The 24465-nt window shown below is 71.5% G+C and carries 19 protein-coding genes and 1 pseudogene; 9 read left to right on the top strand and 11 right to left on the bottom strand.

Annotation, left to right across the window (positions count from 1 at the left end):
- Positions 1 to 6: 6 nt before the first annotated feature.
- Positions 7 to 1293 carry an ABC transporter substrate-binding protein gene (locus APR04_RS15980; RefSeq protein WP_253871852.1) on the bottom strand — a complete coding sequence of 429 codons (1287 nt, stop codon included), beginning with the start codon at positions 1291 to 1293 and terminating at the stop codon, positions 7 to 9.
- 195 nt (positions 1294 to 1488) lie between these two features.
- On the bottom strand, positions 1489 to 4545 hold the full coding sequence (locus APR04_RS15975) for an alpha-mannosidase (RefSeq protein WP_253871851.1): 3057 nt from the start codon (positions 4543 to 4545) through the stop codon (positions 1489 to 1491).
- 93 nt (positions 4546 to 4638) lie between these two features.
- On the opposite strand from APR04_RS15975, the gene APR04_RS15970 reads away from it, so the two are divergent.
- The 3 genes from APR04_RS15970 to APR04_RS15960 are packed head-to-tail and all read left to right on the top strand — an operon-like array spanning position 4639 to position 6310.
- A complete protein-coding gene (locus APR04_RS15970) occupies positions 4639 to 5016 on the top strand; it encodes a DUF1844 domain-containing protein (protein WP_253871849.1) in 378 nt (125 codons plus the stop codon).
- Positions 5016 to 5564, top strand: coding sequence for a hypothetical protein (locus tag APR04_RS15965; RefSeq protein ID WP_253871848.1), 549 nt, complete (start codon positions 5016 to 5018; stop codon positions 5562 to 5564). The genes APR04_RS15970 and APR04_RS15965 overlap by 1 nt, the downstream gene beginning before the upstream one ends.
- Positions 5561 to 6310 (top strand): S1C family serine protease, encoded by a 750-nt coding sequence (locus APR04_RS15960; RefSeq protein ID WP_253871847.1) that lies wholly within the window; start codon positions 5561 to 5563, stop codon positions 6308 to 6310. The genes APR04_RS15965 and APR04_RS15960 overlap by 4 nt, the downstream gene beginning before the upstream one ends.
- A gap of 92 nt (positions 6311 to 6402) precedes the next feature.
- On the opposite strand, the gene APR04_RS15955 is transcribed toward APR04_RS15960, so the two are convergent.
- The 7 genes and pseudogenes from APR04_RS15955 to APR04_RS15925 all read right to left on the bottom strand — a co-directional run bounded on the left by APR04_RS15955 (position 6403) and on the right by APR04_RS15925 (position 13747).
- Positions 6403 to 7131, bottom strand: a complete 729-nt coding sequence (locus APR04_RS15955) for an SseB family protein (protein ID WP_253871846.1) — start codon at positions 7129 to 7131, stop codon at positions 6403 to 6405.
- 137 nt (positions 7132 to 7268) lie between these two features.
- Positions 7269 to 7991 (bottom strand): annotated as a pseudogene (gene priA / locus APR04_RS15950) (bifunctional 1-(5-phosphoribosyl)-5-((5-phosphoribosylamino)methylideneamino)imidazole-4-carboxamide isomerase/phosphoribosylanthranilate isomerase PriA); the annotation flags it as partial.
- Positions 7992 to 8084: 93 nt separating this feature from the next.
- On the bottom strand, positions 8085 to 8729 hold the full coding sequence (gene hisH / locus APR04_RS15945) for an imidazole glycerol phosphate synthase subunit HisH (RefSeq protein ID WP_253871845.1): 645 nt from the start codon (positions 8727 to 8729) through the stop codon (positions 8085 to 8087).
- Position 8730: 1 nt separating this feature from the next.
- On the bottom strand, positions 8731 to 9336 hold the full coding sequence (locus APR04_RS15940) for a hypothetical protein (protein ID WP_253871844.1): 606 nt from the start codon (positions 9334 to 9336) through the stop codon (positions 8731 to 8733).
- A 5-nt stretch (positions 9337 to 9341) separates the two neighbouring features.
- Positions 9342 to 9941 carry an imidazoleglycerol-phosphate dehydratase HisB gene (gene hisB / locus APR04_RS15935; protein ID WP_253871843.1) on the bottom strand — a complete coding sequence of 200 codons (600 nt, stop codon included), beginning with the start codon at positions 9939 to 9941 and terminating at the stop codon, positions 9342 to 9344.
- The gene (locus tag APR04_RS15930) at positions 9938 to 11131 is read right to left on the bottom strand and encodes a histidinol-phosphate transaminase (protein WP_253871942.1); all 1194 of its coding nucleotides are present in this window, start codon (positions 11129 to 11131) and stop codon (positions 9938 to 9940) included. The genes hisB and APR04_RS15930 overlap by 4 nt, the downstream gene beginning before the upstream one ends.
- A gap of 81 nt (positions 11132 to 11212) precedes the next feature.
- Entirely contained in the window at positions 11213 to 13747 is a 2535-nt protein-coding gene (locus APR04_RS15925) for a RecQ family ATP-dependent DNA helicase (protein WP_253871842.1), read from the bottom strand.
- A gap of 82 nt (positions 13748 to 13829) precedes the next feature.
- Between APR04_RS15925 and APR04_RS15920 the strand changes: the two genes are divergently transcribed.
- Positions 13830 to 14504, top strand: a complete 675-nt coding sequence (locus APR04_RS15920) for a class I SAM-dependent methyltransferase (protein ID WP_253871841.1) — start codon at positions 13830 to 13832, stop codon at positions 14502 to 14504.
- A 91-nt stretch (positions 14505 to 14595) separates the two neighbouring features.
- Here APR04_RS15920 and APR04_RS15915 read toward each other — a convergent pair whose 3' ends face one another.
- Positions 14596 to 15918 carry a carbohydrate-binding protein gene (locus APR04_RS15915; RefSeq protein ID WP_253871839.1) on the bottom strand — a complete coding sequence of 441 codons (1323 nt, stop codon included), beginning with the start codon at positions 15916 to 15918 and terminating at the stop codon, positions 14596 to 14598.
- A gap of 93 nt (positions 15919 to 16011) precedes the next feature.
- Between APR04_RS15915 and APR04_RS15910 the strand changes: the two genes are divergently transcribed.
- The gene (locus tag APR04_RS15910; protein WP_253871837.1) at positions 16012 to 16416 is read left to right on the top strand and encodes a pyridoxamine 5'-phosphate oxidase family protein; all 405 of its coding nucleotides are present in this window, start codon (positions 16012 to 16014) and stop codon (positions 16414 to 16416) included.
- Positions 16417 to 16419: 3 nt separating this feature from the next.
- On the opposite strand, the gene APR04_RS15905 is transcribed toward APR04_RS15910, so the two are convergent.
- Positions 16420 to 16668, bottom strand: a complete 249-nt coding sequence (locus tag APR04_RS15905) for an RNA-binding S4 domain-containing protein (protein ID WP_372496117.1) — start codon at positions 16666 to 16668, stop codon at positions 16420 to 16422.
- 39 nt (positions 16669 to 16707) lie between these two features.
- Here APR04_RS15905 and hisD point away from each other — a divergent pair, with 39 nt between their 5' ends.
- The 4 genes from hisD (at position 16708) to APR04_RS15880 (ending at position 24465) form a co-directional block, all read left to right on the top strand.
- The gene (gene hisD / locus APR04_RS15900; RefSeq protein ID WP_253871835.1) at positions 16708 to 18033 is read left to right on the top strand and encodes a histidinol dehydrogenase; all 1326 of its coding nucleotides are present in this window, start codon (positions 16708 to 16710) and stop codon (positions 18031 to 18033) included.
- A gap of 256 nt (positions 18034 to 18289) precedes the next feature.
- Positions 18290 to 22690 (top strand): S8 family serine peptidase, encoded by a 4401-nt coding sequence (locus APR04_RS30585; RefSeq protein WP_301312573.1) that lies wholly within the window; start codon positions 18290 to 18292, stop codon positions 22688 to 22690.
- A gap of 324 nt (positions 22691 to 23014) precedes the next feature.
- Positions 23015 to 23689 (top strand): hypothetical protein, encoded by a 675-nt coding sequence (locus tag APR04_RS15885; protein ID WP_253871834.1) that lies wholly within the window; start codon positions 23015 to 23017, stop codon positions 23687 to 23689.
- A 122-nt stretch (positions 23690 to 23811) separates the two neighbouring features.
- Positions 23812 to 24465 carry a hypothetical protein gene (locus tag APR04_RS15880; protein ID WP_253871833.1) on the top strand — a complete coding sequence of 218 codons (654 nt, stop codon included), beginning with the start codon at positions 23812 to 23814 and terminating at the stop codon, positions 24463 to 24465.

Raw genomic sequence — 24465 nt, 5'->3', positions numbered from 1 at the left:
GTGCTGTCAGAGGTCGGCGAGCAGCTTGTTGCACTCCTCCACCGCCGCGTCGAGGGCGTCCCGCGAGGTCTTGTCCCCCGCGATCGCCGCCACGAGCTGCTGGTTGATGACGGTGGTCATCGCCTCGTCGACCTCCATCGGCTGGAGCACCTCGGCCGTGGGGAGGCTGCTGAACGCGATCTCCTTGGCGGCGCCCTGCGGGGTGCCGTCGCTCTGGGCGAGGTCAGGGTTCTCCTGCGAGGCGGTGGTCGACGGGAAGACGCCGGGCACCTCGGCGGCGAACGCCTCTTGGTTGGCGGCGTTCGTCATGAACCGCGCCAGCGCGATCGCCGCCGGCCGGTTCGCCGACTCCTCCGAGACTGACAGTCCCTGCACGTACAGCGGGGTGGCGCCCAGGTACGGCGACGAGGCGATCTTGCCCTCCAGCGCCGGGTTGGTCTTGATCACCCTGTTGATGAAGTTGCCGCCGCCCGTCGACCACGCCACCCTGCCCTCGATGAAGAGCCTGCTGTTGCCGAGGTAGGCGTCGGTGAGCACGTCGTCCGGTAGGAGCCCGTCGGCGTACGCGGCGCGGTAGACGTCGAGCAGCTCGGCCGCCTCGGGCGTGTTGAACGTGAACTCGGTGCCGTCGTCGGACAGCACCGGGAGGCCGGCGGCCGCGAAGTCGCCCAGGCCGGGCGTACGGCTCATGAGGTAGTCGCCGGTGGTGTCCATCATGGTGCGCGCCTGCTCGACGAGCTCGACGAGGGTGGTGGGCGGCGCCGCCGGGTCGAGGCCGGCGTTCTCGAACATCTCGGTGTTCCAGTAGTTCAGGTCCGTGGTCAGGTACCACGGGTATCCGAACGTGCCGTCGACACCCGCGTACCGGTACGCCTCCAGCGCGCCGGGCACGTAGGTGTCCGCGAGGGTCTCGTCGACTCCCGCGATGTCCGTGAGGAGCCCTTCGCGGGCCAGCTGGAGGGCGAAGTCCGGGGGCAGGTTCGTGACGTCGGGCAGCTCGCCGGCCGCGGCCTGCGAGAGCACCTTCTCCGAGTAGCCGTCGCCCGGCTGGTCGAGCCACGTCACCGTCGTGCCGGGGTACTCCCGCTCGAAGTCGTCGATCACACCCTCGACGTACTGGGTGAAGCTGGGTTCGAGCGCCCAGGTCTGGAGCGTGACCGCACCGGTCACCCCGCTCACCGGTTGCACACCGGTGGCCGTCTCCGTGCCGTCCGTACCGCTGAAGGAACAGCTGCCGAGGGCAGCCAGCACGGTCAGGGCCGCTCCGGCCGCCCCGATCCTCCTGAGCTTCATGACAGTTCCTTCCAGCAGATGCTTCGTCGCGTCCTGGTCGTCCATGCTGGTGCTGCCCGGGCCAGCACCTCTCAAGCGCTTGAGCCCCAGCAGGCTGTCGCGTGCCCCCGATGGTGTCAAGACGAGCTCCTCCTGGCGTGCCGGACCGACAGGTCACGCGGGTGAACTGTCGGTCCGGCGGGTCAGGAACGAGCCTCAGGCCCGCGTGAACCGCAGGGTGCGGACCTCGAACGGGCTCAGCTCGACCGCGACGCCGTGCCCCGTCAGGTCCGCCGGGCCACCCTCGACGTCGTCCTCGATCAGGCTCACGGTGCGTGCGCCGGCCACCGGAGCCGCGACCGTGACGGTGCCCGACGCGCGGCGGCCCAGCGCCTCGTAGACCCGCACCACGAGATCGCCCGACCGGTCGTCGGCGAGCTTGACCGCCGACAGCGTCACGCCGCCCGACACGCTGACCAGCGGCTCGACACCGGACGCGCCGCGCAGCTCGCGCGGCCGTGCGCCGAACGTCGCGCCCGCCTCGGTCGCCGCGGCGGTGTCCACGCCCACCACCAGGCCGTAGCGGTGGGTCTGGACCCCCTGGTCCGTCTCCGGGTCCGGGAACCGCGGGGCCCGCAGCAGCGACAGACGCACGGTGGTCGTCACCTCGGGCGCTCCCGACGCCGGCGCCACACCGTCGTCGGACACCTCGCGGGTCACGTCGTACCCGTAGACCGAGTCGTTGACGAGCCCGACGCCGAAGCCCGGCTCCTCCGCGAGCACCCACCTGTGCATGGAGGTCTCGAACTTGGCCGCCTCCCAGCTGGTGTTGGTGTGCGTGACCCGCTTGGTGAAGCCGAACTGGGTCTCCGCCGCGATCTGCTCGGCACGCACGTCGAGGGGGAAGGCGACCTTGAGGAACTTCTCGGCCTCGTGCCAGTCGGTCTCCATGCTGACCTCGAGCGTGCGGCTGCCCGGCGCGAGCGTGATCACCTGGTCGAGGCTCGACGCGGAGAACGTGCGGTGCACGGTCACCACGGCCACGCCGTCGTCCACGGTGGCGGTCACCTTCTCGGCGGCGCGCAGGTCGGTCACCGAGTTGCGGTAGAACCGGTCCACGTCCCAGGCGTCCCACTTGTTCGGGAAGTCCTGGTGCAGCTGCAGCACGTTCGCCTGCCTGCCGGGCGCCACCGCGTCGCGACCCGTCGCCAGGTCGATCGCTGACGTCACGTGGCCCGCCGCGTCCAGCGTGACCTGGACGAGGACGTTCGCCAGGACGTACCCGCCGCCGGGCAGCTCGATCAGGGTGCTCGGCGCCGCCGTCGGGCTCGTTGCCGGGCCGACGCCCAGCGCGGGGACGCCCGCCTGGGCGAACACCGCGGGGTTGGCCCGCAGGACGGTGTCGCCCTCGCCCACCAGCGTCCGCAGGGAGCGCTCGATGACCTCCTGCGCGCCTGCGGTGATCGCCGCGTGCTGCGCGACGGTCTCGCGGTGCACCCAGGCGATCGACGTGCCCGGCAGGATGTCGTGGAACTGCAGCAGGAGGACCTGCTGCCACAGGGCGTCCAGCTCGTCGTACGGGTAGTCCGCCCCCGTGCGGGCCGACGCCGTCGCCGCCCACGCCTCGGCCTCGACCAGCAGCTGCTCGTTGCGCCGGTTGCCCTGCTTGGTCCGGTGCTGCGAGGTCAGCGTGGCCCGGTGCAGCTCCAGGTAGAGCTCGCCCACCCAGACAGCGCTGTCACCATGTCCGGACGCGACCAGCTCCGCACGAGCACGCTCGAAGAACGCGTCCGGGTGCTCCCAGCGGACCTTCGCGCTGCCCTCGAGGTCGGCCAGGCGGTCTGCCTTGCCGGTCATCTCGCGGGTGGTGCCGCCGCCGCCGTCGCCCCACCCGACGGGAGCTATCGAACCGGTGGCGTACCGCGACTCGCGGAACTGGTGCGCCGCCTTGGCGACCTCCTCGCCCGAGAGCTGCGAGTTGTACGTGTCCATCGGCGGGAAGTGCGTCAGGACCCGGGAGCCGTCGATGCCCTCCCACCAGAAGGTGTGGTGCGGGAACTTGTTGACCTGGTTCCAGGAGATCTTCTGCGTGAAGAACCAGTCGAACCCGGCGCGGCGTACGAGCTGCGGCAGCGCCGGCGAGTAGCCGAACGAGTCGGGCAGCCAGACGCCGTGGGTGCGCAGGCCGAACTCACGCTCGAAGAACCGCTGACCCTGCGAGAACTGGCGCGCGAGCGCCTCCCCGGAGGGCATCACGGTGTCGGACTCGACCCACATGCCGCCCAGCGGCAGGAACCGTCCGGACGCTACAGCGGCCTTGATCCGGGCCCACACCTCGGGCCGGTGCTCCTTGACCCACGCGTACTGCTGCGCGGACGACATGCCGTACACGAAGTCGTCGGTACGGTCGATGAGGTCGGCCATGGACGACGTCGTGCGCGCGACCTTGCGGATCGTCTCCCGCACGGGCCACAACCAGGCCGAGTCGATGTGCGCGTGCCCGACGGCGGAGATCTCGTGCGCGCTCGGCTCCGCCGGGCTGGCGAGCACGTCCGCGAGCGCCGCGCGGGCGCCGGCGGCCGTCTCAGGGATGCGCTGCAGGTCGAGCACGTCGAGGGCGTCGTCGAGGGCCTGCAGGATCCGCATGCGGCGCGGGCCCGTCGGCAGCTCGGCCTGCAGCTCGACCAGCACCTCGACGTCGAGCGCGAGGCTGTGCACCTCGGCCTCGAAGATCGCGAGGTCCATGCGCCGGGTGGCGTACAGCGGGCGCGGCGAGGACGTCCTGGTGTCGCCCTCCTGGGTCTGCTGGAACAGGTCGTGGCCGAGCAGCACCGGGTTAGAGGCGCCCTCAAGGAACAGCTCGACCCGCTCGCCGCCGGTCGCGGCGTCGGCCACCGGGACGTGCTGGTTGCGGGGGTTGATCGACTTCACCGGGCTGCCGTCGGGGCGGTACACGAGCGCCTCGGACTGGAAGCCGGGCATGCTCGCGTCGAAGCCCAGGTCGATCACCGCCTCAACGGCCCGCCCGGCCCAGTCGGCGGGGACCGTGCCCGTCAGCCGGAACCACGTGGTGCCCCAGGCCCGGCCCCACGGGGTGCCCACCTCGTGGGGTTCCATCGCGAGGGCAAGGCCCTCCTGCGGGGAGACCGGCTCCCCCGGGAGCACGTGCCACTCGACGTCGAGCGGTACGGACGTCCCGTGGACCGCCGGCCAGATGCGCTCCGTCAGCACGCGTCGCGCGCGTCCGGTGGTCAGTGTGATGTCGTCATGCATCGAAAGGCCTCCCCTGTGTCACCGTTGAACGGTGGCAGGCTAGCCCAGAAGAGATGTTCACCCGCACCCTGTCGGGATGGAAAGATGGTCTCCATGAGCTCCAGCGACGAGACCCCTGCCGACATCCAGGCTCCGGTAGGCACTGACCAGGCCACCCGCGACATCGCCGAGGTCGCGGCCGTCGAGGTCATCACGACCGCCGCCGTGCACCTCATGAGCGCCGCCGCCGTGAAGTGCGGGCTGGCCGAGGGCGAGGACGCCGAGGAGCTCAAGGACCTCGACGAGGCCCGCAAGCTGATCACGGCGCTGGCCGCGCTGGTGGTCGCGAGCGCGCCGGACATCGGCAACCAGCACGCCCGATCGCTGCGCGACGGCCTGCGCAGCCTCCAGCTCGCGTTCCGGGAGGCGTCGGTGATCCCCGACGCGCCGGGCGAGGGGCCGGGCGAGAAGTACACGGGTTCCGTCGTCTGATGACCGAAGCTCTCGCCGTAGCGACGCCCGCTCCGGCGCCTGCACCCGGTCGTGGCCGCGGTTCTCGCGTGCTCGCCATCCTGCTGGTCGCCACGATCGCCGTCGGTGCCTACCTGTGGGTGACCACCGTCCGTTGGCAGCGCAACTCCGCCGAGTGGGAGGAGAAGGCCCACGAGTACGCCGAGGAGGTGGCGTCGCTGCAGATGCAGCTCGACGGCGCCAACTCGGAGCTGGCGGCCGCCCGCGACCAGCTGTCCACCGCGACGGCGCGCATCACGGACCTGGCGAACGAGAAGGCCCAGCTCGGTGACGAGAACGTAGCCTCGCAGCAGTACCTCGACTACCAGACGCAGGTCAGCGGGGCCGCGGCCACGGTGGCCTCTGCGCTCGGGCAGTGCGTGTCGGGCCAGGAGCAGCTCGTCGGCTACCTCAAGGACTCCGACCAGTACGAGGCCGCGGACCTGCGCCGCTACGAGCGGCAGGTCAACGCGCTGTGCGCGGACGCCGAGCGGGCCAACGACTCGCTGCAGCAGGAGCTGCGACCGTGACGTCGCCAGCCCGTTCGCTCGCGGGCCGCGCGCTCCTCGTCGGAGCGCTCTTCCTGACCGGGTCGCTGGGTGGCTGCGGTGTGCTGCCGCCCCTGCCTGAGCCGGTCCCGAGCGACATCGTGCCGTCCGCGCCGCCGGACCTCTCCCCCGCGGCCGGCGGTGGCGCCCTGAGTCCTGACGGGTTCGACGCCGTGGAGCGGATGGCGGTCCGTATCCGCAACGTCGGCTGCGAGGAACTGTCGACGGGGTCGGGGTTCGCCGTCGACGATCACACGCTGATCACCAACAAGCACGTCGTCGCGGACTCGAAGGAGCTCGAGGTCAGCACGTACGACGGGCACGACATCACCGTCGGTGCCACGGCGACGGCGGGGCTCGCGGACCTCGCCGTCGTCCGGACCACGGACCCCTTGCCGTCGTTCCCGGAGCTGGCGAAGACCGACCCGAAGCCGGGCGACCCCGTCACCGTGGTGGGCTATCCGGCGGGCGGCGAGCTCACCGTGACGGAGGGCAAGGTCATGAGTACGACACGGGACCCGCTGAACGCGAACCTCGGTGAGGTGCTGCTCACGGACGCCCCGGTCGAGCCAGGCTCGTCCGGTTCGGCCGCGCTGGACGACAAGGGGCGGGTGATCGGCGTCGTCTACGCGAAGACGGCCGACGACAACAGCCTGCTCGTGCCGCTGTCGACGCTCCAGGACATGCTGGCCGACGACACGGCGTTCACCCCGGCGAAGGGCTGTTGACCGCCCAGGCCCCCAGATGACCATGTACCTGCTGCCAGGACGGGTTCCGTCCTGGCAGCAGATACATGGTCATCTCTCGTGGTGCGGCCAGGTCAGCGCGCCGCGCCGATCCGTAGCTCCAGCGAGTCCACCCGGGCCGAGATCACCTGTGACGCCGCGAGCCGGGCGTTGACCTGGCCAAGGACGGTGTCGAGCCCGGCGCGGTCCAGTCCCGGGTCGAGGCCGAGCACCACCGCGACCTCGGCCTTGCGGCCGGGCTCGGCGTGCGCCCGCACCACGTGCTGCACGGGCGCGGCCGCGACCGCGATCTCCGATGCGACCTCGGGGTCCACGGCCAGACCGTCCTCGTGCGGTACCAGCGCCGGGCGCCACTCCTCGCCCTGCGCCAGCGCCCACACGGCGGGGCGTGGCACGAGCGCCGTCGACGGCCCGGCGGGGTCGACGACGATGAGCGCCCAGTTCTCGTTGACCGCCGAGAGAGCGGCGCGCGTCGCCTCGACCGGGACCGGGCGCGCATCGAGCCGCCAGGCCTGCATGGCCGCGACCGACGTGAAGACGGGCAGCGCCCGGCGCCCGTCCGGTGCTTCGAGCGCCACGACGCCCGAGGACGCCTCCTTGTCGACGGTCAGCCCGTCCGGGTTCTGCTCCGCGACACCGAGCTCGGCCAGGACCGGTACCAGCACCCTGGTCTCGGCCAGCCGGGCGACGACGTCGCGCAGCTGGACCGTCCCGGTCGTGTAGCCGGCCAGCAGCCGGGTCAGCTCGGCGTCGGCCGAGCCGTCGTCGTCCGCGAACTGGCTGGACGGCTGGATCGACTTCACTTGGTGACCTCGTCGCCCGCGTGCCCTGCGACTCCGTCGCCCGCGTGCCCTGTGGCCTCGTCGCCCGGGCGACCTGTGGCCTCGTCGCCCGCGTGCCCTGTGGCCTCGTCGCCCGCGTGCCCTGTGGCCTCGTCGGCCGGGCGGCCGGCGACGTCGAGCGCCTCGGGCAGGGTGAACGCGCCCGCGTACAGCGCCTTGCCGACCACAGCGCCCTCGATCGTGCCCAGCGCGCGCAGCGCGGTCAGGTCGTCGAGCGACGAGATGCCGCCAGAGGCGACGACGTGCGCGGAGGTGCGCGCGGCGACGTCGGACAGCAGGTCGAGGTTGGGGCCGCGCAGCGTGCCGTCCTTGGTGACGTCGGTGACCACGTAGCGGACGCAGCCCGCCTCGTCGAGGCGCCCGAGGACCTCCCAGAGGTCGCCGCCCTCCTTGGTCCAGCCGCGTGCGGCCAGCGTGGTGCCGCGCACGTCGAGGCCGACGGCGACGCGGTCGCCGTGCTCTGCGATGACCTTGGCCGTCCAGGCCGGGTCCTCGAGCGCGGCGGTGCCGAGGTTGACGCGCCGCGCGCCGGTCGCGAGCGCGCGCTCCAGCGACTCGTCGTCGCGGATGCCACCCGACAGCTCCACCTGCACGTCCAGCTCACCGACCACGCGCGCCAGGAGCTCGGCGTTGGAGCCGCGCCCGAAGGCAGCGTCCAGGTCCACGAGGTGGACCCACTCGGCGCCGCCGGACTGCCAGTCAAGGGCGGCCGTCAACGGGTCGCCGTACGAGGTCTCGGAGCCGGCCTCCCCCTGGACGAGGCGGACGGCCTGGCCGTCGGCGACGTCGACGGCGGGCAGGAGCACGAGGCGGTCGGTCATGTCTCTCCAAAGATCGTTCTGTTCGATGGGCCGAGTGCTGGAGATCCGCCCTTGCGGGACGCTCAGCAGGGCGAATCTCCACTCGACGGAAGGCTAGGCGAGCGAGCTGACCCAGTTCTCCAGGAGACGCGCGCCCGCGTCGCCCGACTTCTCCGGGTGGAACTGGGTGGCCGCCAAGGGGCCGTCCTCGACGGCCGCGACGAAGCGCCCGCCGTGGTCGGCCCAGGTGACCTTGGGCGGCGAGAAGACCCCCACGGCGTTCTCGTCGTGCCCCTTGGTGAAGGTCTGGGCGGCGTACGAGTGCACGAAGTAGAACCGCTCGTCGGCGATCCCGTCGAAGAGGACCGAGCCTTCGGGCGCCTCGACCGGCGACCAGCCCATGTGCGGCACCACCTCGGCCTGCAGCCGCTCGACGACGCCGGGCCACTCGCCGATGCCGTCGGCACGCTCACCGTGCTCCACGCCGACGTCGAACATGACCTGCATGCCCACGCAGATGCCGAGCACCGGTCGGTTGCCGGCCAGCCTGCGGCCGACCACCTCGTGCCCTCGGACGGCCTTGAGCCCCGCCATGCACGCCGCGAACGCACCGACACCCGGCACCACGAGACCGTCGGCCTCCTGCGCGGTGGCCCGGTCGGCGGTCAGCGTGACGTCGGCGCCCACCCGTTCCAGCGAGCGCACGGCGGACCGGACGTTGCCGAAGCCGTAGTCGAGGACGACGATCCTCGCGGCCACCTCAGGCCCCGTCCGTGCTGTCCGGACCCGGCTCGCCCTTGCCCATGCCCTTGCGTGCCTTGCGCGCGGCGGACGTCAGCATCCGCACCGCCTTGAACTTGCTGATCGAGGTCGAGCCGACCACGCCGTCGAGGTCTGCCACGCTGGTGGCGCCCGTCAGCAGGTCGACCACCTCCTCGGGAGCACCGCCCAGCACGAGGCCAGGGGCGAGCTCGTCGCCGCGGACGCCGTCGGCGAACCGGACCGCCGTCAGCTGCTCGCCCGTACGGGTCACCAGGACGAGCGGGACACCCCGCACCAGCTGGGAGACAGCCGCGGCGGCCTGCTCTGGCGCGTCACCAGAGAGGTCCTTGAGCACGCCGACGGCGCCGACGGCGGTGGGTACCGCGTCGAGGTCGAGCTGCGCGAGGGAGCTGGCGGCGGCGAGCGGCTCAGCGCCGGCGATCTGGGTGATGAGCGCGGCGAAGTCCGGCTCGCCGCTACCGGTCAGGGACGACAGGTCGTCCGGGATCTCGAGGTCGTCGAGATCGAAGTCGGGCAGGTCGTCGCCGGTCGGCGTGCTGCTGCTGCTGGACCCGTCGTTCTCGGGCCTGGTGCTGTCGGACATGGCTGCTAGAGCGCACCCTTCGTGGACGGGATGCCGTCGACCCGGGGGTCCACGGCGACGGCGGCGCGCAGCGCACGCGCCAGCGCCTTGAACTGAGCTTCGACGATGTGGTGCGGGTCCCTGCCTGCGAGCACCCGCACGTGCAGGCAGATGCTCGCGTGGTGGGCTATCGACTCCAGGACGTGCCGCGTCAGCGAACCGGTGAAGTGGCCGCCGATGAGGTGGTACTCCTGGCCGGCGGGCTCGCCCTCGTGCACAAGGTACGGCCTGCCGGACACGTCGACGACCGCCTGGGCCAGCGCCTCGTCGAGCGGTACGAGCGCGTCGCCGAACCGAGAGATCCCGGCCTTGTCGCCGAGCGCCTGACGCAGCGCCTCGCCGATGCTGATGGCCACGTCCTCGACCGTGTGGTGGACGTCGATGTGGGTGTCGCCGGTCGCCTGCACCCGCAGGTCGATCAGCGAGTGCTTGCCGAGGGCGGTGAGCATGTGGTCGTAGAACGGCACGCTCGTGCTGATCTCGGTCCGCCCTGTGCCATCGAGATCCAGCTCGACCAGCACCTTCGACTCGGAGGTGGCGCGCTCGACGCGTGCAGTCCTGCTCATGCCTGTTCCTCTCCCTGCACCTGCAGGACCTCGGTGAGCGCCGCGCGGAACGCGGCCATCTCTGCGGACGTGCCGATCGACACCCGCAGCCAGCCGTCGGGGCCGGTCTCGCGGATCAGGACACCGCGGTCCAGGAGACCCTGCCATACCGCGTGCCGGTCGCCGAACGTGCCGAACAGCACGAAGTTGGCGTCCGTGTCGGCCACGTCGAACGGGAGGCCGCCCGGGAGCCGCTGCTCGCGCAGCCAGGCGACGCATCTGTCGCGCTCGGCGCGCAGCGTGGCGACCTGCGCCATGAGGGACTCGCGGTGACGCAGCGCGGCGCCCGCCGCGGCCTGGGTGATGGCGCTCAGGTGGTACGGGAGGCGCACGATCCGCAGCGCGTCCACGAAGTCAGCGGACGCGACCAGGTACCCGACCCGGGCTCCGGCCGCTGCGAACGCCTTGGACATGGTGCGGGACACGGCGAGGTTCGGGTACCGCTCCAGGAGCGCCACCGCCGACGGCGTACCAGGACGCCGGAACTCCGCGTACGCCTCGTCGACCACGACGACGGGGTGCGCCCCGTCGATGTCGACGCCGAGCGCGGCCTCGCACACCGCCTCGACGGTGGCAGCTGGCAGCGCGGTGCCGGTCGGGTTGTTGGGGCTGGCCAGCAGGATCACCGACGGCCGCACCTCGCGGATCGTCTCGGCGGCGTAGGCCGGGTCGAGCGTGAAGTCGTCCTCCCGTCGGCCGACCACCCAGGCCGTGTGCGTGTCGCGCGCGTACTCGGGATACATGGAGTACGTGGGCGCGAACGACAGGGCCGTGCGGCCCGGGCCGCCGAAGGCCTGCAGCACGTGCAGCATCACCTCGTTGGACCCGTTCGCCGCCCATACGTCGAGATGCTCCAGGCTGACGCCGGTCTCCACCGCGAGATAGTCCGCCAGGTCCCGGCGCAGGTCCGTCGCGTCGCGGTCCGGGTAGCGGTTCATCCCGCGAGCGGCGCGCGCCACCTCCTCTGCGATGGTCGCGACCACGTCCTCGCCCGGCGGGTACGGGTTCTCGTTGACGTTCAGCAGCACCGGGACGTCGAGCTGGGGCGCGCCGTAGGGCTTCTCGTCCGCCAGCTCGGGGCGTAGCGGCAGCCGCACCGAGGGCGCGGGTGCGCTGTGCTTTGCGCTGTGCTGGTCGACGGCGTGGGTCATCACCGCACCAGTCTACGAACCGCGCGGCACGGACCTCGTGTGAGTCCGCCCACCGGGCGAGTGGGCATCGTCACCGCACGATCACCGCACACCGAGCACGAACGGGTACACGGCGGCCGCACCGGCCTGGCGGAGCAGCCGGGCCGCGACCGTGAGCGTCCAGCCGGAGTCGGTGTAGTCGTCCACGAGCAGGACGGTGCGGCCCGGCAGACCCCGGAGCGCGCCCTCGCCGAGCTGCAGCTGCAACCGACGGGCCACCCCGGCGAGCCGCATGGCGGAGTTCACGTCGTGGCGGCCCGGCTCCTCCTGCCCCGCTACCGGACCGATCGCGCCGATCATCGGTACGCCGAGGTACTTCGCCAGCCCGGTGGCCAGGTGGTACGACAGCTGCGGCCGCTTGATGGACCGGACCGCCACGACGGCCTCGATCACCAGCGGGCCGGGCTCCGGGGCGCCCGTGCCGGGCTCACCGTCGTCGGCCTCGGCCCCTGCGGGCACGACGACCGGGCGGAGCGCGCTCCACTCGTCGAGCACCCGCGCGGCGGCCCGGCGCAGCGGTACCGGAAGCTCGCCGTCGCTCGCCGTCGGGGCGAGCAGCTCGCGCAGCGGGCCGGACCAGCCGAGGCCGTCGAGCCGGGCGACGGCCCGCCCCGGCTCGGCCAGCTCGGCCGGCGCGATCTTCCCCTTCAGGTCCAGGCCGATGGACGCCAGCCCGGTCGGCCACATCTTGCGGGTCTCGACCTCGACGCCCGGGCGGTCCATCTCGGCGCGGGCCGCGGCGACCGCCTCGGTGTCCGGCGCCTCGGGCAGGTCCACCGCGCTGCACCGGTCGCACCGCCCGCACTGCCAGCCCGGCGTCAGCTCCGGGTCGTCGAGCTGGGCGCGCAGGTACGCCATGCGGCAGCCCTGGGTGCCCACGTAGTCCACCATCGACTGCTGCTCCGCGGCGCGGTTGGCGGCGACCCGGGCGTACCGCTCGGCGTCGTACGACCACGCCTGTCCCGTGGACTCCCAGCCGCCGCGCACCCTCCGGACAGCCCCGTCGACGTCGAGCACCTTGAGCATGGTCTCCAGGCGGGACCGGCGCAGGTCCACCTGCGTCTCCAGCACCGCCGTCGACATGGTGCCGCCGTCGCGCAGGGCGTCGAGCGTTGCCCGAACCTGCCCCTCGGCAGGGAACGCCTGCTCGCCGAACCAGTCCCAGATCGCCTTGTCCTCGACACCCGGGAGCAGCACCACCAGCGCCTGGTCGACACCACGGCCGGCACGGCCCACCTGCTGGTAGTACGCGATCGGCGAGGACGGCGCGCCCAGGTGCACGACGAACGCCAGGTCCGGCTTGTCGAAGCCCATGCCCAGCGCCGACGTCGCGATCAGCGCCTTGACATCGTTGTTCTTGAGGTCGGCCTCCAGCTGCTCGCGCTGCGCAGGCTCGGTCCGGCCGGTGTACGCGGCGACCCCGAGGCCGTAGCCGCGCAACTGCTCGGCGACCTGCTCCGCCGCCGACACGGTGAGGCAGTAGACGATGCCGGAGCCCTCGATGTCCTGCAGGGCCTCGGCCAGCCACGCCACGCGCGTGGGCTGGTCGCCGAGCTCCAGCACGGCCAGGTGCAGCGACTCGCGGTCGAGTCCGCCGCGCAGCACCAGCACGTCCTCGTGGCTCGCGCCGTCCGCGTGCACCGCGAGCTGCTCGGCCACGTCCTGCGTGACGCGCTCGTTCGCGGTGGCCGTCGTGGCGAGCACGGGGATGCCGGTGGGCAGGTCTGCCAGGAGCGTGCGGATACGCCGGTAGTCGGGCCGGAAGTCATGGCCCCAGTCGGAGATGCAGTGCGCCTCGTCGATGACCACGAGCCCTGCGTCGGCGGCCAGGCGCGGAAGCACCTCGTCCCGGAAGGCGGGGTTGTTCAGGCGCTCCGGCGAGCACAGCAGCACGTCGACCTCACCGCGCGCTATGGACGCGTGCACCTCCTCCCACTCGGTCATGTTGGCCGAGTTGATGGTCACGGCGCGGATGCCCGCACGCGAGGCCGCCGAGATCTGGTCGCGCATGAGAGCCAGCAGCGGCGACACGATCACCGTCGGCCCCGCGCCACGGGCGCGCAGGAGCCTGGTCGCGACGAAGTACACGGCCGACTTGCCCCACCCGGTGCGCTGCACCACCAGCGCCCGGCGGCGGAACGCGGCCAGCGCCTCGATCGCCGTCCACTGGTCGTCGCGCAGCCGGGCGTCGTCGCGGCCGACCAGCTCGCGCAGCGCGCTCTCTGCCTCTTCCCGCAGCGAGGCGCCTGGCGTGGCGACCGTGACCGGCCGCTCGACCGGCTCGGGCGTGACGGGCGGCGCGACGGGCGCGGCCTGCGCGACGGGTGCAGCCTGCGCGACGGGTGCGTCCGGTGCCAGATCCGGTGCGGACGCGAGCTCCGGGGCCGGCGGTGCGGGGATGGTCGCGGCCCCCTCGTCCAGCAGGCCACGCAGCATCTGGAGCTTGGCGGCCTGCGCCTCGGGCGTGTTCCGGGCGGAGGGCGGGGGCGCCGGATCACCGACCTCGGTCAGGAACGCTGCGTCGTCCGGCGGCTCCTCCACGTTGAAGGGCAGATCTGCGAAGGGGTCCTTGGTCACGTCATCGATCCTAGAAGGCGCCACCGACACCGCGAGCGAGTTATCCACAGATTCGCGCCGGAGATCCCTAGAATCTCAGCCCGTGACCTCCACCACGAACGCGCCCGATCCGCAGGCGGACCAGGAAGCGCGCCGCGCGGACTTCCTGGCCTACTACGACGCAGAGGCCGCGGACCGCGCCCGCCGGCCGATCCCGCCATGGCGCACGGCCGCACGGGAGGAGTTCCTCGCCCTGCTCGCCGACGAGCGACGGCACACCGTGCTGGAGATCGGCTGCGGCCCGGGCCTCGACGGCGAGGCGATCGTCGCGGCAGGCTTCGAGTACACGGGGACGGACCTCTCCCCCGGCATGATCGAGGTCGCCCGGGCGGCGGGTCTGGACGCGCGGGTCGCGTCAGCGACCGGCCTCCCGTTCGACGACCACACCTTCGACGCCGCATGGTCCATGAGCACGCTGATGCATCTCGACGACGCCGAGCTGGACACTGCGCTGGCCGAGATCACGCGCGTGCTCGTGCCCGGAGGGGTGTTCGCCGTAGGGATGTGGGGCGCGCAGGAGCTGACCGTCGGCGCCCTGGCCGAGCCCGACCAGGACTACGGGCCACCGCGCTACTTTCACCGCCGCACCGACCCGATGGTCCACGAGCGCCTCGGCGAGCGCGGCGAGGTCGAGTCCTGGTGGACACGGCCGAGCAGGCCGGACAGCGGCCACCGCTACCAGTACGCCGTGGTGCGCACTCCCGGCGCGGGCGGCTGACACCTGGCCCGCAGGGCACCGCGACGCGTCCTGCCCGTCGTCAGCCCCGGGAACTCCGGGGAGGGCTGAGGCTCGGCCCTCCCCGCCATCGCTACCGCCCCTGCAGTGCCTTCACGTTGTCGCCGAAGGTCCAGCCGCGGGACCCGTCCCAGTTGATGGACCAGGTCATGAGGCCCTTGAGCGCCCCGTCGTACGACCCGTACGCCTGCGACACGAGCGACGGCGCCATGTACCCGCCGCCCGCGCCCACCTGGGCCGGCAAGCCCGGCACCTGCTTCTCGTAGGGCACCCGGATCGTGGTGCCCTGGATGACGAGCCCGTCGTCGAGGCAGTCTGTCTGCGCCCGGAACCCTTCGACGGTGCCCGCGGCGTAGGAGTTGCCGGAGCAGTCGTACATGCTCCCGTTGTAGTACTGCATGTTGAGCCACCAGAGCCGGCCGTTGTCGGCGTACTTCTTGATGATGGGCAGGTACGAGCCCCAGATCGAGCCGTAGACGACGCTGCCGCCGGTGACGTACGCCGTCTCGGGCGCCATGGTCAGCCCGAACCCCGCGGGCATGCCTGCGAGCACCCCGTCGATGATCCGGATCAGGTTGGCCTGCGACGTCGACGGCTGCGTGATCGAGCCGCTGCCCGTCAGGCCCGTCTCGATGTCGATGTCGATCCCGTCGAAGTTGTGCTCCCGCAGGATCGGCACGATGGTCTCGACGAACCGGTCCGCCACCGCCTGCGAGGACAGGTCGATCCCCGCCGTCGCCCCGCCGATCGACATCAGGATCGTCAGGCCGCTCTCCTTCGCGGCGCACATCTCCTCCGGTGACGGCACCTGCACGCCGGAGTCCATGCCGTCCTCCCACAGGACCGTGCCGTCCGGCAGGATCACGGGGAACGCCAGCGTCGCCACGTTGTAGCCGTGCTGCGTGATCCGTGCGTCCGTGATCGGGATCCAGCCCATCCCTGGGTGCACGCCGTTGCTCGCGCCGTCCCAGTTCTCCCAGTAGCCCTGCAGCACCTTGCCCGACGGGCGCGGCCGCTGGCTGCAGTCGGTCGGCGTGGGCTCAGGGTCAGGCGTCGGGTCCGTGGGATCCGGCTCGGGGTCCGGCGTCGGGTCCGTGGGGTTCGGGTCCGGCTCGGTGGCGCACGCGCCGTCGTCGGTCCACAGGCTCGGCGTGGCGTCCGGCGTCCAGCCGGCGCCCACGTGCGCCGTGTGCCCAACGAGTGCGGTGTAGCCGCGGCCCAGGTGGGTCACGCGGTCGCCGGCGGCATAGGTGCTGCCCTCGGCCCACGTCGGAGCGGCGCAGTCGGCGGCCGCCTGGGCGACGGGGCCGGAGTACGCGACGACGGCGGGGATCGCCGGTCCGGTGACGAGCAGGGCGGCGACTCCGGCCGCCAGGAACGAGGTACGCCGTCTCATGACCACTCCTTCGGGGACACGGGCATTTGTCAGGAACGCTAGCCAAATGCCGTGCGGCGGGGAATACGGGGAACCCACACCTAGACTCGCGGGGTGATCCGACTCAACCCCGAGCAGCTCGTCTTCGTCACCGAGCGCCACCTCGCGACCCTCAGCACCCTGCGTCCCGACGGGACGCCGCACGTGGTCCCGGTCGCCTTCACCTGGGACGCCGACGCCGGAGTCGCGCGGATCACCACGAACCGCACCTCGTACAAGGCGCGCAACGCGGTGCCCGCACCCGACGGCGGCGCTCCGCGTGCCGCTCTCTGCCAGGTGTTGGGCGGCCGCTGGATCACGCTCGAGGGCACCATCGCCGTCAGCACGGACGAGGCAGAGGTCGCCGGCGCCGTCGAGCGGTACGCGCGCCGCTACCGCCAGCTGGAGCCGAACCCGGAGCGCGTGGTGCTGCGCGTGACGGTCGACAAGGTGATGGCCTCGACCTATATGGCGTCCTGACGGTCAGCCGACCTGGGCCGTCTGCTCTCCGGCGGGCATCAGGACGCTCACCACGTCGCCGCGGACCAGCTGGCGGCCCCGGCGCTGCTCGACCTCGCCGTTGACGCGCACCTCGCCGTCGGCGATGAGGTCGCGGGCCTGCGCGCCGTCCTCGGCGAGGTCGGCGAGCTTGAGGAACTGGCCCAGCCGGATGACGTCGTCCCGGATCGGGACCTCGGGAACAGACTCGGATTCGAAGGCAGAGTTGGACACCACTGCATTGTCTCCCGACTGCCGCCATAGACTGGCAGGGTGATCCAACGCATCGACCTGCGCGGCCAGTCACTCGGGCGCCGCGCCCTCCTCGACGTCCTACCCCGTGCCGAGGTCGGAGTGGACGAGGCCGTCCATGTGGTCGAGCCGCTGCTGCGCCAGGTGCGCGAGGGCGGCGCGGCCGCGCTGCGCGAGATATCGCTGCGGTTGGACGGGATAGCGCCCGAGCACCTGCGTGTTCCCGCCACGGCCCTGACCGACGCCCTCGACAGCCTCACACCGCTGGTGCGCCGTGCCCTCGAGGAGTCGATCCGCCGCGTCCGCCGGGTGCACGCCGAACAGCTCCCCGCCGACCACGTGACCGACGTCGCACCTGGCGCCGTCGTGCGGCAGCGCTGGATCCCCGTCCAGCGGGTGGGCCTGTACGTGCCCGGTGGGCTCGCGGTGTACCCGTCGTCGGTCGTGATGAGCGTCGTCGCGGCGCAGGAGGCGGGCGTGCCCGGTCTCGCGGTGACGTCCCCGCCGCAGAAGGACAACGGCGGGCTGCCGCACCCGACGATCCTCGCGGCGTGCGCGCTGCTCGGCGTGGGCGAGGTCTACGCCGTGGGTGGCGCGCAGGCGGTGGCGATGTTCGCCTACGGGGCCGCGGGCACCGAGCCGCAGGACGGCGAGACGCTGTGCGAGCCCGTCGACGTCATCACCGGACCGGGCAACGTGTACGTCGCCGCGGCGAAGCGGCTGGTGCGGGGGATCGTCGGGATCGACGCGGAGGCCGGCCCCACCGAGATCGCCGTCCTCGCCGACGCCACCGCCGACGCCGGGCACGTGGCCCTCGACCTGATCAGCCAGGCCGAGCACGACCCGATGGCGGCGTCCGTGCTGGTCACCGACTCGGTCGAGCTGGCAGCAGCGGTCGAGGCCCGGGCCCAGGACCTGGCGTCCGCCACCAAGCACTCCACGCGCGTGGCGCGCGCCCTGGAGGGCCCGCAGTCCGCGATCGTCCTGGTGGACGACATCGACGCCGGCGTGGCCGTCGTCAACGCCTACGGCGCGGAGCACCTCGAGGTCCAGACGGCCGACGCCGCCAGGGTCGCCTCGCGTGTGCACAGCGCCGGCGCGATCTTCGTCGGCCCGTGGTCGCCGGTGTCGCTGGGCGACTACATGGCCGGGTCCAACCACGTGCTGCCCACCGGAGGCACCGCGCACTTCGCGAGCGGCCTGGGCGTGCACAGCTTCCTGAAGTCGGTGCAGCAGGTCGAGTACACGCGGGACGCCCTCGAGGAGCTTGCCGACCGCATCGTCGCCATCGCCAACGACGAGGACCTGCCCGCGCACGGCGAGGCGGTGCGGGGCCGCTTCCACTGACTCCTGCTGTCCCGGCTGCTCCGATCTCCTTCGAGGCCTAAGTTTCTTCGCTCTGGCGGGTCCCAAAGCGAAGAAGCTTAGGCCTCGAAGGGGGTTGGTGGCCGGGCAAGACGGCGAGGGCCGGATCAGGGCACCGCCGCGGAGCCGGGAGCGGGTGAATCCTGTGCGGAATCATTGACACGGACTCCTGACCTGCGAAGGAATAGCGAGCACTGCTGGAGCTCGTTCCATCGCTGCCGTATCGAGGGAGCCGTAGATGTCTCACCGGTCCAGAACGTCCATGCTCGTCATAGCGGCCGTCACGGCATTAGCGACGTTAGCCACGCCGGCGGCCGTCGCCGTGCCCGCCGCCCCACCCGCAGCGGACAAGGTCGATCCGCGGGACGCCCTCGCCGAGAACCTCGTACCGGCCGAGACCACGCCACAGCCCGGCGTCGAGCGCACGCCGGCCATGCAGAAGCTGGCGCTCGGACGCGGGAAGGCGGAACGCACCTACCTGATCCGGCTGGCCGACGCCGCGGTACCCACCTACGACGGCGGCGTCGCCGGCCTGGACGCGACCGCGCCCCGGTCCGGCCGGACGCTCGACCCGTCGGCTCCCCGCGTCCGTGAGTACACCGAGTTCCTCGAGGCGGAGCAGGGCGACTTCGTCACCCGCATGGAGCGCACGGTAGGGCACGACGTCGAGGTGCCGTTCACGTACCAGTACGCCGTCAACGGTGTCTCCGCCGTCCTCACCCCGAAAGAGGCGGCCGAGGTCGCCAAGGACCCGGCCGTCGAGCACATCGCGCTCGACAAGGAGCACGAGCTGCACACCGACTCCGGCCCGGTCTGGAGCAACGCGGACGCGCTGTGGAACGCCGTCGAGGAGCTGGGCCTGCCCGAGGACTACCAGGGCGAGGGTGTCGTCATCGGCACCATCGACACCGGTATCCACCCGAGCAGCCCGTCGTTCGCCGAGACCGGCGACGACGGCTACACGCACACCAACCCGCTCGGCGCCGGCAACTACCTGGGCGCGTGCGACCCGGCGAACACCGACCAGTACGACCCCGACTTCCCGTGCAACGGCAAGCTGATCGGCGCCTACGGGTTCCTCACCGCCGACGACCGGAGCGCCCTGGACGAGGACGGGCACGGCTCGCACACCGCCTCGACGTCCGGCGGCAACGTCGTCGACGACGTGACGCCCACCGCCCCTGAGGGCACGAACCCGCCGACGTTCGACATCTCGGGTGTGGCCCCGCACGCGAACGTGATCAGCTACCGCGGCTGCTGCACCTCCGCGGGCCTGACCGCCTCGATCGACCAGGCCATCGCCGACGGCGTCGACGTCATCAACTACTCGATCGGCTCGTCCTCGCCATCGGACCTGTGGAACGACTTCGACGCGCTCGGGTTCCTCAACGCGCGCGCGGCGGGCATCTTCGTGGCGACCTCGAACGGCAACGACGGTCCCGGGTTCGCCACGACCGGCTCCCCCTCCGACGCGCCGTGGATCACGTCGGTCGGCGCCTCGACGCACAACCGGCACGCCGTGAACTCCCTCACGAACCTGACCAGCGACGGCGGCGACCTCGGCGACCTCACCGGGAAGTCTCTGACGGGCCCCCTGCCGGCCACCGGGATTGTCGACGCGGGCGCCCTGGGCGACCCGCAGTGCACCACGACGACGGGCCATGAAGCGGACTACGCCGACAAGATCGTGGTCTGCGCCCGCGGCGGCAACGGCCGCGTGGAGAAGTCGGCCAACGTGGCGGCACAGGGCGCCACCGGCTTCGTGCTGACGAACGACGAGGCCAACGCCGGCTCCCTGCTCGGCGACGCGTTCGTCGTCCCGGGCGTCGCCGTCGGGTTCGCCGACGGCGAGACGCTGCGGGCCTGGCTGGCCGAGGGCTCCGGGCACACCGCCGCGATCTCCGGCACCACGTTCACGCAGGACGACGCCCTCGGCGACACGATGTCCAGCTTCTCCTCGCGCGGCCCGAACCGGGCCGTCGACACGATCGTGCCGTCCATCACCGCCCCCGGCGTCGACATCCTCGCCGCGTACGGCGTGGCCGACGGCGCGTACGACCACGTCGAGTACGGCATCATCTCGGGCACGTCGATGTCGAGCCCGCACGTGGCCGGCGCCGGAGCCCTGCTCACGCAGGCCCGCCCCGACTGGAGCCCGGCGCAGCAGCAGTCGGCGCTCATGACCACGGCGCGCACCAGCGTGGTGGACTTCGACGGCTCCCCCGCCACCCCGTACGAGCAGGGCAGCGGCCACATGGACATCGGGCTCGCCGCGCAGGCGGGCCTGCTGTTCGACGAGACCCACGCCAACTACCTGGCCGCCGACCCGGAGGCGGGCGGCGACCCCAAGACGCTCAACCTGCCGTCCTTCGCCGACTCGCAGTGCCTGGCCACGTGCTCGTGGGAGCGCACAGCACAGGTTCCGCCGTCCGCCCCGGCAGACGTCACGTGGACAGCGTCGGTCGACTCCGACGAGGGCCTGACCGTGTCGGTGGACCTGGCCGACGCCGCCGTGTCGCCGGGTGACTCCCTCGACCTCGCCGTCTCCGCCGACGTGGTGGGCGCGCCGGAGGGCGAGACGCTGTTCGGGCGCATCACGCTCACGCCGAGCAACCCGGACGTTCCGGTGGTGACCCTGCCGGTCGCCGTCGTCCCGGCTGTGGCGATCCTGCCCGCCGAGGTGGAGATCACCACCCGGCGCGACGCCGGCTCGCAGGCCGTGACCGATATCAGCTCCATCGAGGTCACCGACTTCACCGGCTCGGTGCGTGGCCTGGTCGAGGCCGACCTCCACGAGGGCTCGCTCAGCCAGGACCCGACCAACGACTCGGCCTTCGACGACCTGAGCCAGGTGCACGTCACCACGCTGGAGGTGCCCGACGGCGCGGCGCGGCTCGTGGCGGAGGTCGCCGAGGCGGAGGCGCCGGACCTCGACATGTTCGTGGGCACCGGGGACACGCCGAGCGCGGAGACCCAGATGTGCGCCTCCACCACGTCGGCCTCGGCAGAGGCCTGCGACGTCCCCGACCCGGACGCCGGGACCTGGTGGGTGCTGGTCCAGAACTGGGGCGGCAGCGAGGACCAGCCAGACGAGCATGTGCTGGCGACCGCAGTGGTCCCGTCCGAGGATCTCGGCAACGCGGGCGTGGCCGGGCCGGAAGGCCAGGTGCCGGCGGGCGAGCCGTACGACGTCCGCGTGCACTGGGACCTGCCCGACGCCGCAGAGGGTGACCTGTTCTTCGGCACCGCGGTGCTCGGCACCTCGCCGGACAGCCCCGGCGACATCGGGGAGATCCCCGTCCGCCTGTCCCGCGTGGCCGACGACGTGACCAAGACTGCTTCGGTGGAGTCCGCAGGTGTGGGCGACACGATCGGGTACGACCTCACCGTCGAGCCCAACGTGACGCCGGAGGACCTCACCTACACCGTCACGGACACCGTGCCCGAGGGGCTGAGCATCGACCCGGAGTCGGTGACCGGCGGTGGCGTGGTCGACGGCCAGACCATCACGTGGGAGGTCGACATGCCCACCCCGGTGGGCGTGGCGGGCGCCTACGAGGCGTCGACGCCCGACACGGAACCGCAGTGTGCCGCGGCGGCGGGGTTCGTGGACCTCGAAGCAGCGGGCATCGGATTCGCCGCTCTGGACGGTGACACCGTCGCGATCGACGCGTTCAGCGAGATCGGTCCCTTCACGCACTACGGCAGCGCCTATCCCGGCCTCACCGTGGGCGACGACGGGCTGATCACCGTGACCGGCGGGTACGGCGGGGACCCATGGACTCCCCAGGAGCTGCCGGCCACCGCCGCCCCGAACGGCGTCATCGCGCCGCTCTGGTCGGACTATCAGCTCTCGCTGGAGAACGGGCGCGGCGTGCGGCTCGCTACCTCGGGCGGACAGGTTGCCGTGGCGCAGTGGGACGACCCCTTCCCGTACGGCGGCGACCCTGCCGACCTCTCGAACTCCGTGGGCACCTTCCAAGCCTGGATCTACAAGGACGTCAGTGACTCACGGCCGGAGATCCGGTTCGAGTACGGCGACATCGGCACGCTTCCGGCGTCCGCCACGATCGGCGTCGAGGACCTGGGAGGGACCCTCGGCACCGCAGTGACGAATGCGGGCAGCCCTGCCGACGTCCTCGCTGACGGTGCCACCATCTGTTTCGACTACGTGGCGCCCGACGTCGAGCCGGCAACCCTGTCGTACGAGGTCACGGTGGATCAGGACGCCACCACCGGCACGTACACCAACTCCGCCGAGCACGTCACGTCCGACCCGTACGCCGCGCCCGTCGTCGCGTCGACCGACGTCACCGTGACCGGCCTGGCAGCGCCCGCCTGGGGGGCACGCACCACCTACCGGGCAGGTGAGTCGGCCTCGTACGACGGTGCGGTGTACGTGGCCCAGTGGTGGAGCAAGGGGGATCGCCCGAGCGCCTCGCCGTGGGGCCCGTGGGCCGAGATCGGCGCCGAGGTCGTCTGCGAGTCGGACACCTACCAGGCCTGGACCAGCTCGTGGATCTACACGGGTGGCGAGACGGTAGCGCACGACGGCCGGCTCTGGGAGGCGCGGTGGTGGACCCGCAACCAGGAGCCGGGAGCGCCGTGGGGCCCCTGGGAGGATGCGGGCGCCTGCTGACCTGACGGCCGACGAACACGACGTAGGGCGCCTGTCCGGAAAACGACAGGCGCCCTACGTCCCCTGCCGGAGCTCTGATTCACGATGAACCAGTGCCTGGCCTACCCAGAAATACTGCAATCCTTACTGTGGGAACCACTGCCGACCGGACGCCTAGGACTGCCGCGCCTGCCAAACGCCCGGGCGAACTACATTGACATGCCTTGATCCTCACGCCGCGTTCGCCGGACGCCGTTCCTTGCCCTAGTGAGGCTCTCGCCGGGTCTGCGGCGTGACACGGTAGCCGGATGTCTCACGGGGATCATTACGGTCGTCGCGGCGATCATGGCGGCAGTCATGCCGGTCTCCACAGCGAACGCAAGCGAGTCCTATCCGCCGGTCACCATGGCCGAGGTTCGGTCCGGAGAAGATCAGTCGATCGCAGCACCGGCGGACGAGCAGTCGGATGCGCTCCTCGCGCACTTTCAAGGCGGTGTGCTCTCTTACGGTGCAGCACTGGAGGACCCCGCCGTCGACCCGGAACTGCTGCATAACTTCGCTGTCGTGCATCTAGGATCCGGTGGTGCCATCACCGACATCACGCCCAGGCAGCGCCTCGAACTCCAGCTCGTCAGCGAAGACTTTTACAGCAACGTTGACAAGATCAGCCGTGATGCGTTCGACATCACCGACCTCAGCAACGGCGACTTCCAATACGTGGTCGGTGGCGAGGTCTACACCGCGTCCGTCGACACCGAAGCGGGTACCACAACCATCACCGACCCCACCGGCACGGAGACGGTGGTCGAGAATCCAACCGCTGGCGCCTCGAACCAAGCGATGGCCGCTGGTGCTGCGTGCTGGGTTCTCGTGTGGGCCGTTGGGGTACTCCATCAATACGCTTGGCAAGTTGCGGTGGGAATAATATTTGCTGCAGGCGCACCGGGCGCCGCCGCCATGGCCTTCATTTACAGCATGGGCGTTTCCGTATTCTTCGCCTGGGTGAGCAGCAAGTGCTAGCAGCCAACTCGTCCTAACCCACTCAAGGCATGACCGTTTTCCGCGCCCAGCGTGGAAAACGGTCATGCACGATCTAGTGTGCGGACTATGTTCTTACAGATCCCGAAATCCCTGGAGAGCCCATGAACAACCGCGTTATTGTGCGTGAGCTCACGGTGGCCCTGTGGGTCGTCACGGTGGGGACGATTGCTGCCGCGATGGTGCTCGCCGCCATCGACCGCCTCCTGATCGCGTCAGCCGTGTGCTTCCTTGGCGGCCTTCCGGTCGCCCTCATTGCCTGGGGGATCGAGCGTCGGACGCCTCCACGCAGCAGCGCCGAGAAGCGCGCCATGGGACTGCGGCTGGGTTTCAGGGGCGCTACCGTCGGAGCGGCCTCGACCACGGTCGGAGGGGTCCTGCTAATTGCCATCCCAGAAGCCGTCGGACACCTTCCAGAAGTCCTGTTGTCGTTTGGTGCGATGTTGATACTCAGCGGAGTGACCGCCCAGCGATACTCTCGACCTCAAGGGTGGACTGCAGCCGAGGGCAGCAGCAGCGCTGAACAAACAGATACTGCGCCGGCCGATCGGGGTGTGAATCTCCTGCTCGTCCGGAAAAACCGCTACGTGGTTGCCTCGTGGGCTGCCGTCGTGAGCGCGCTCGCAGGATGGTCGGCACTCTCCGACCTAGCCCCCCGCCCACTCATCGGAGCCTCGGTGCTGCTTCTCGGAGGGCTACCTCTGGCGGCGCTCGCGCTCACCTCCCGGCGGGCACGGGATCAGGAGAGCGATACCTGA

This window comes from Promicromonospora umidemergens, assembly GCF_024171995.1.
Lineage (GTDB): Bacteria > Actinomycetota > Actinomycetes > Actinomycetales > Cellulomonadaceae > Promicromonospora > Promicromonospora umidemergens.
This window is presented reverse-complemented; position numbering and strand designations above follow the sequence as displayed.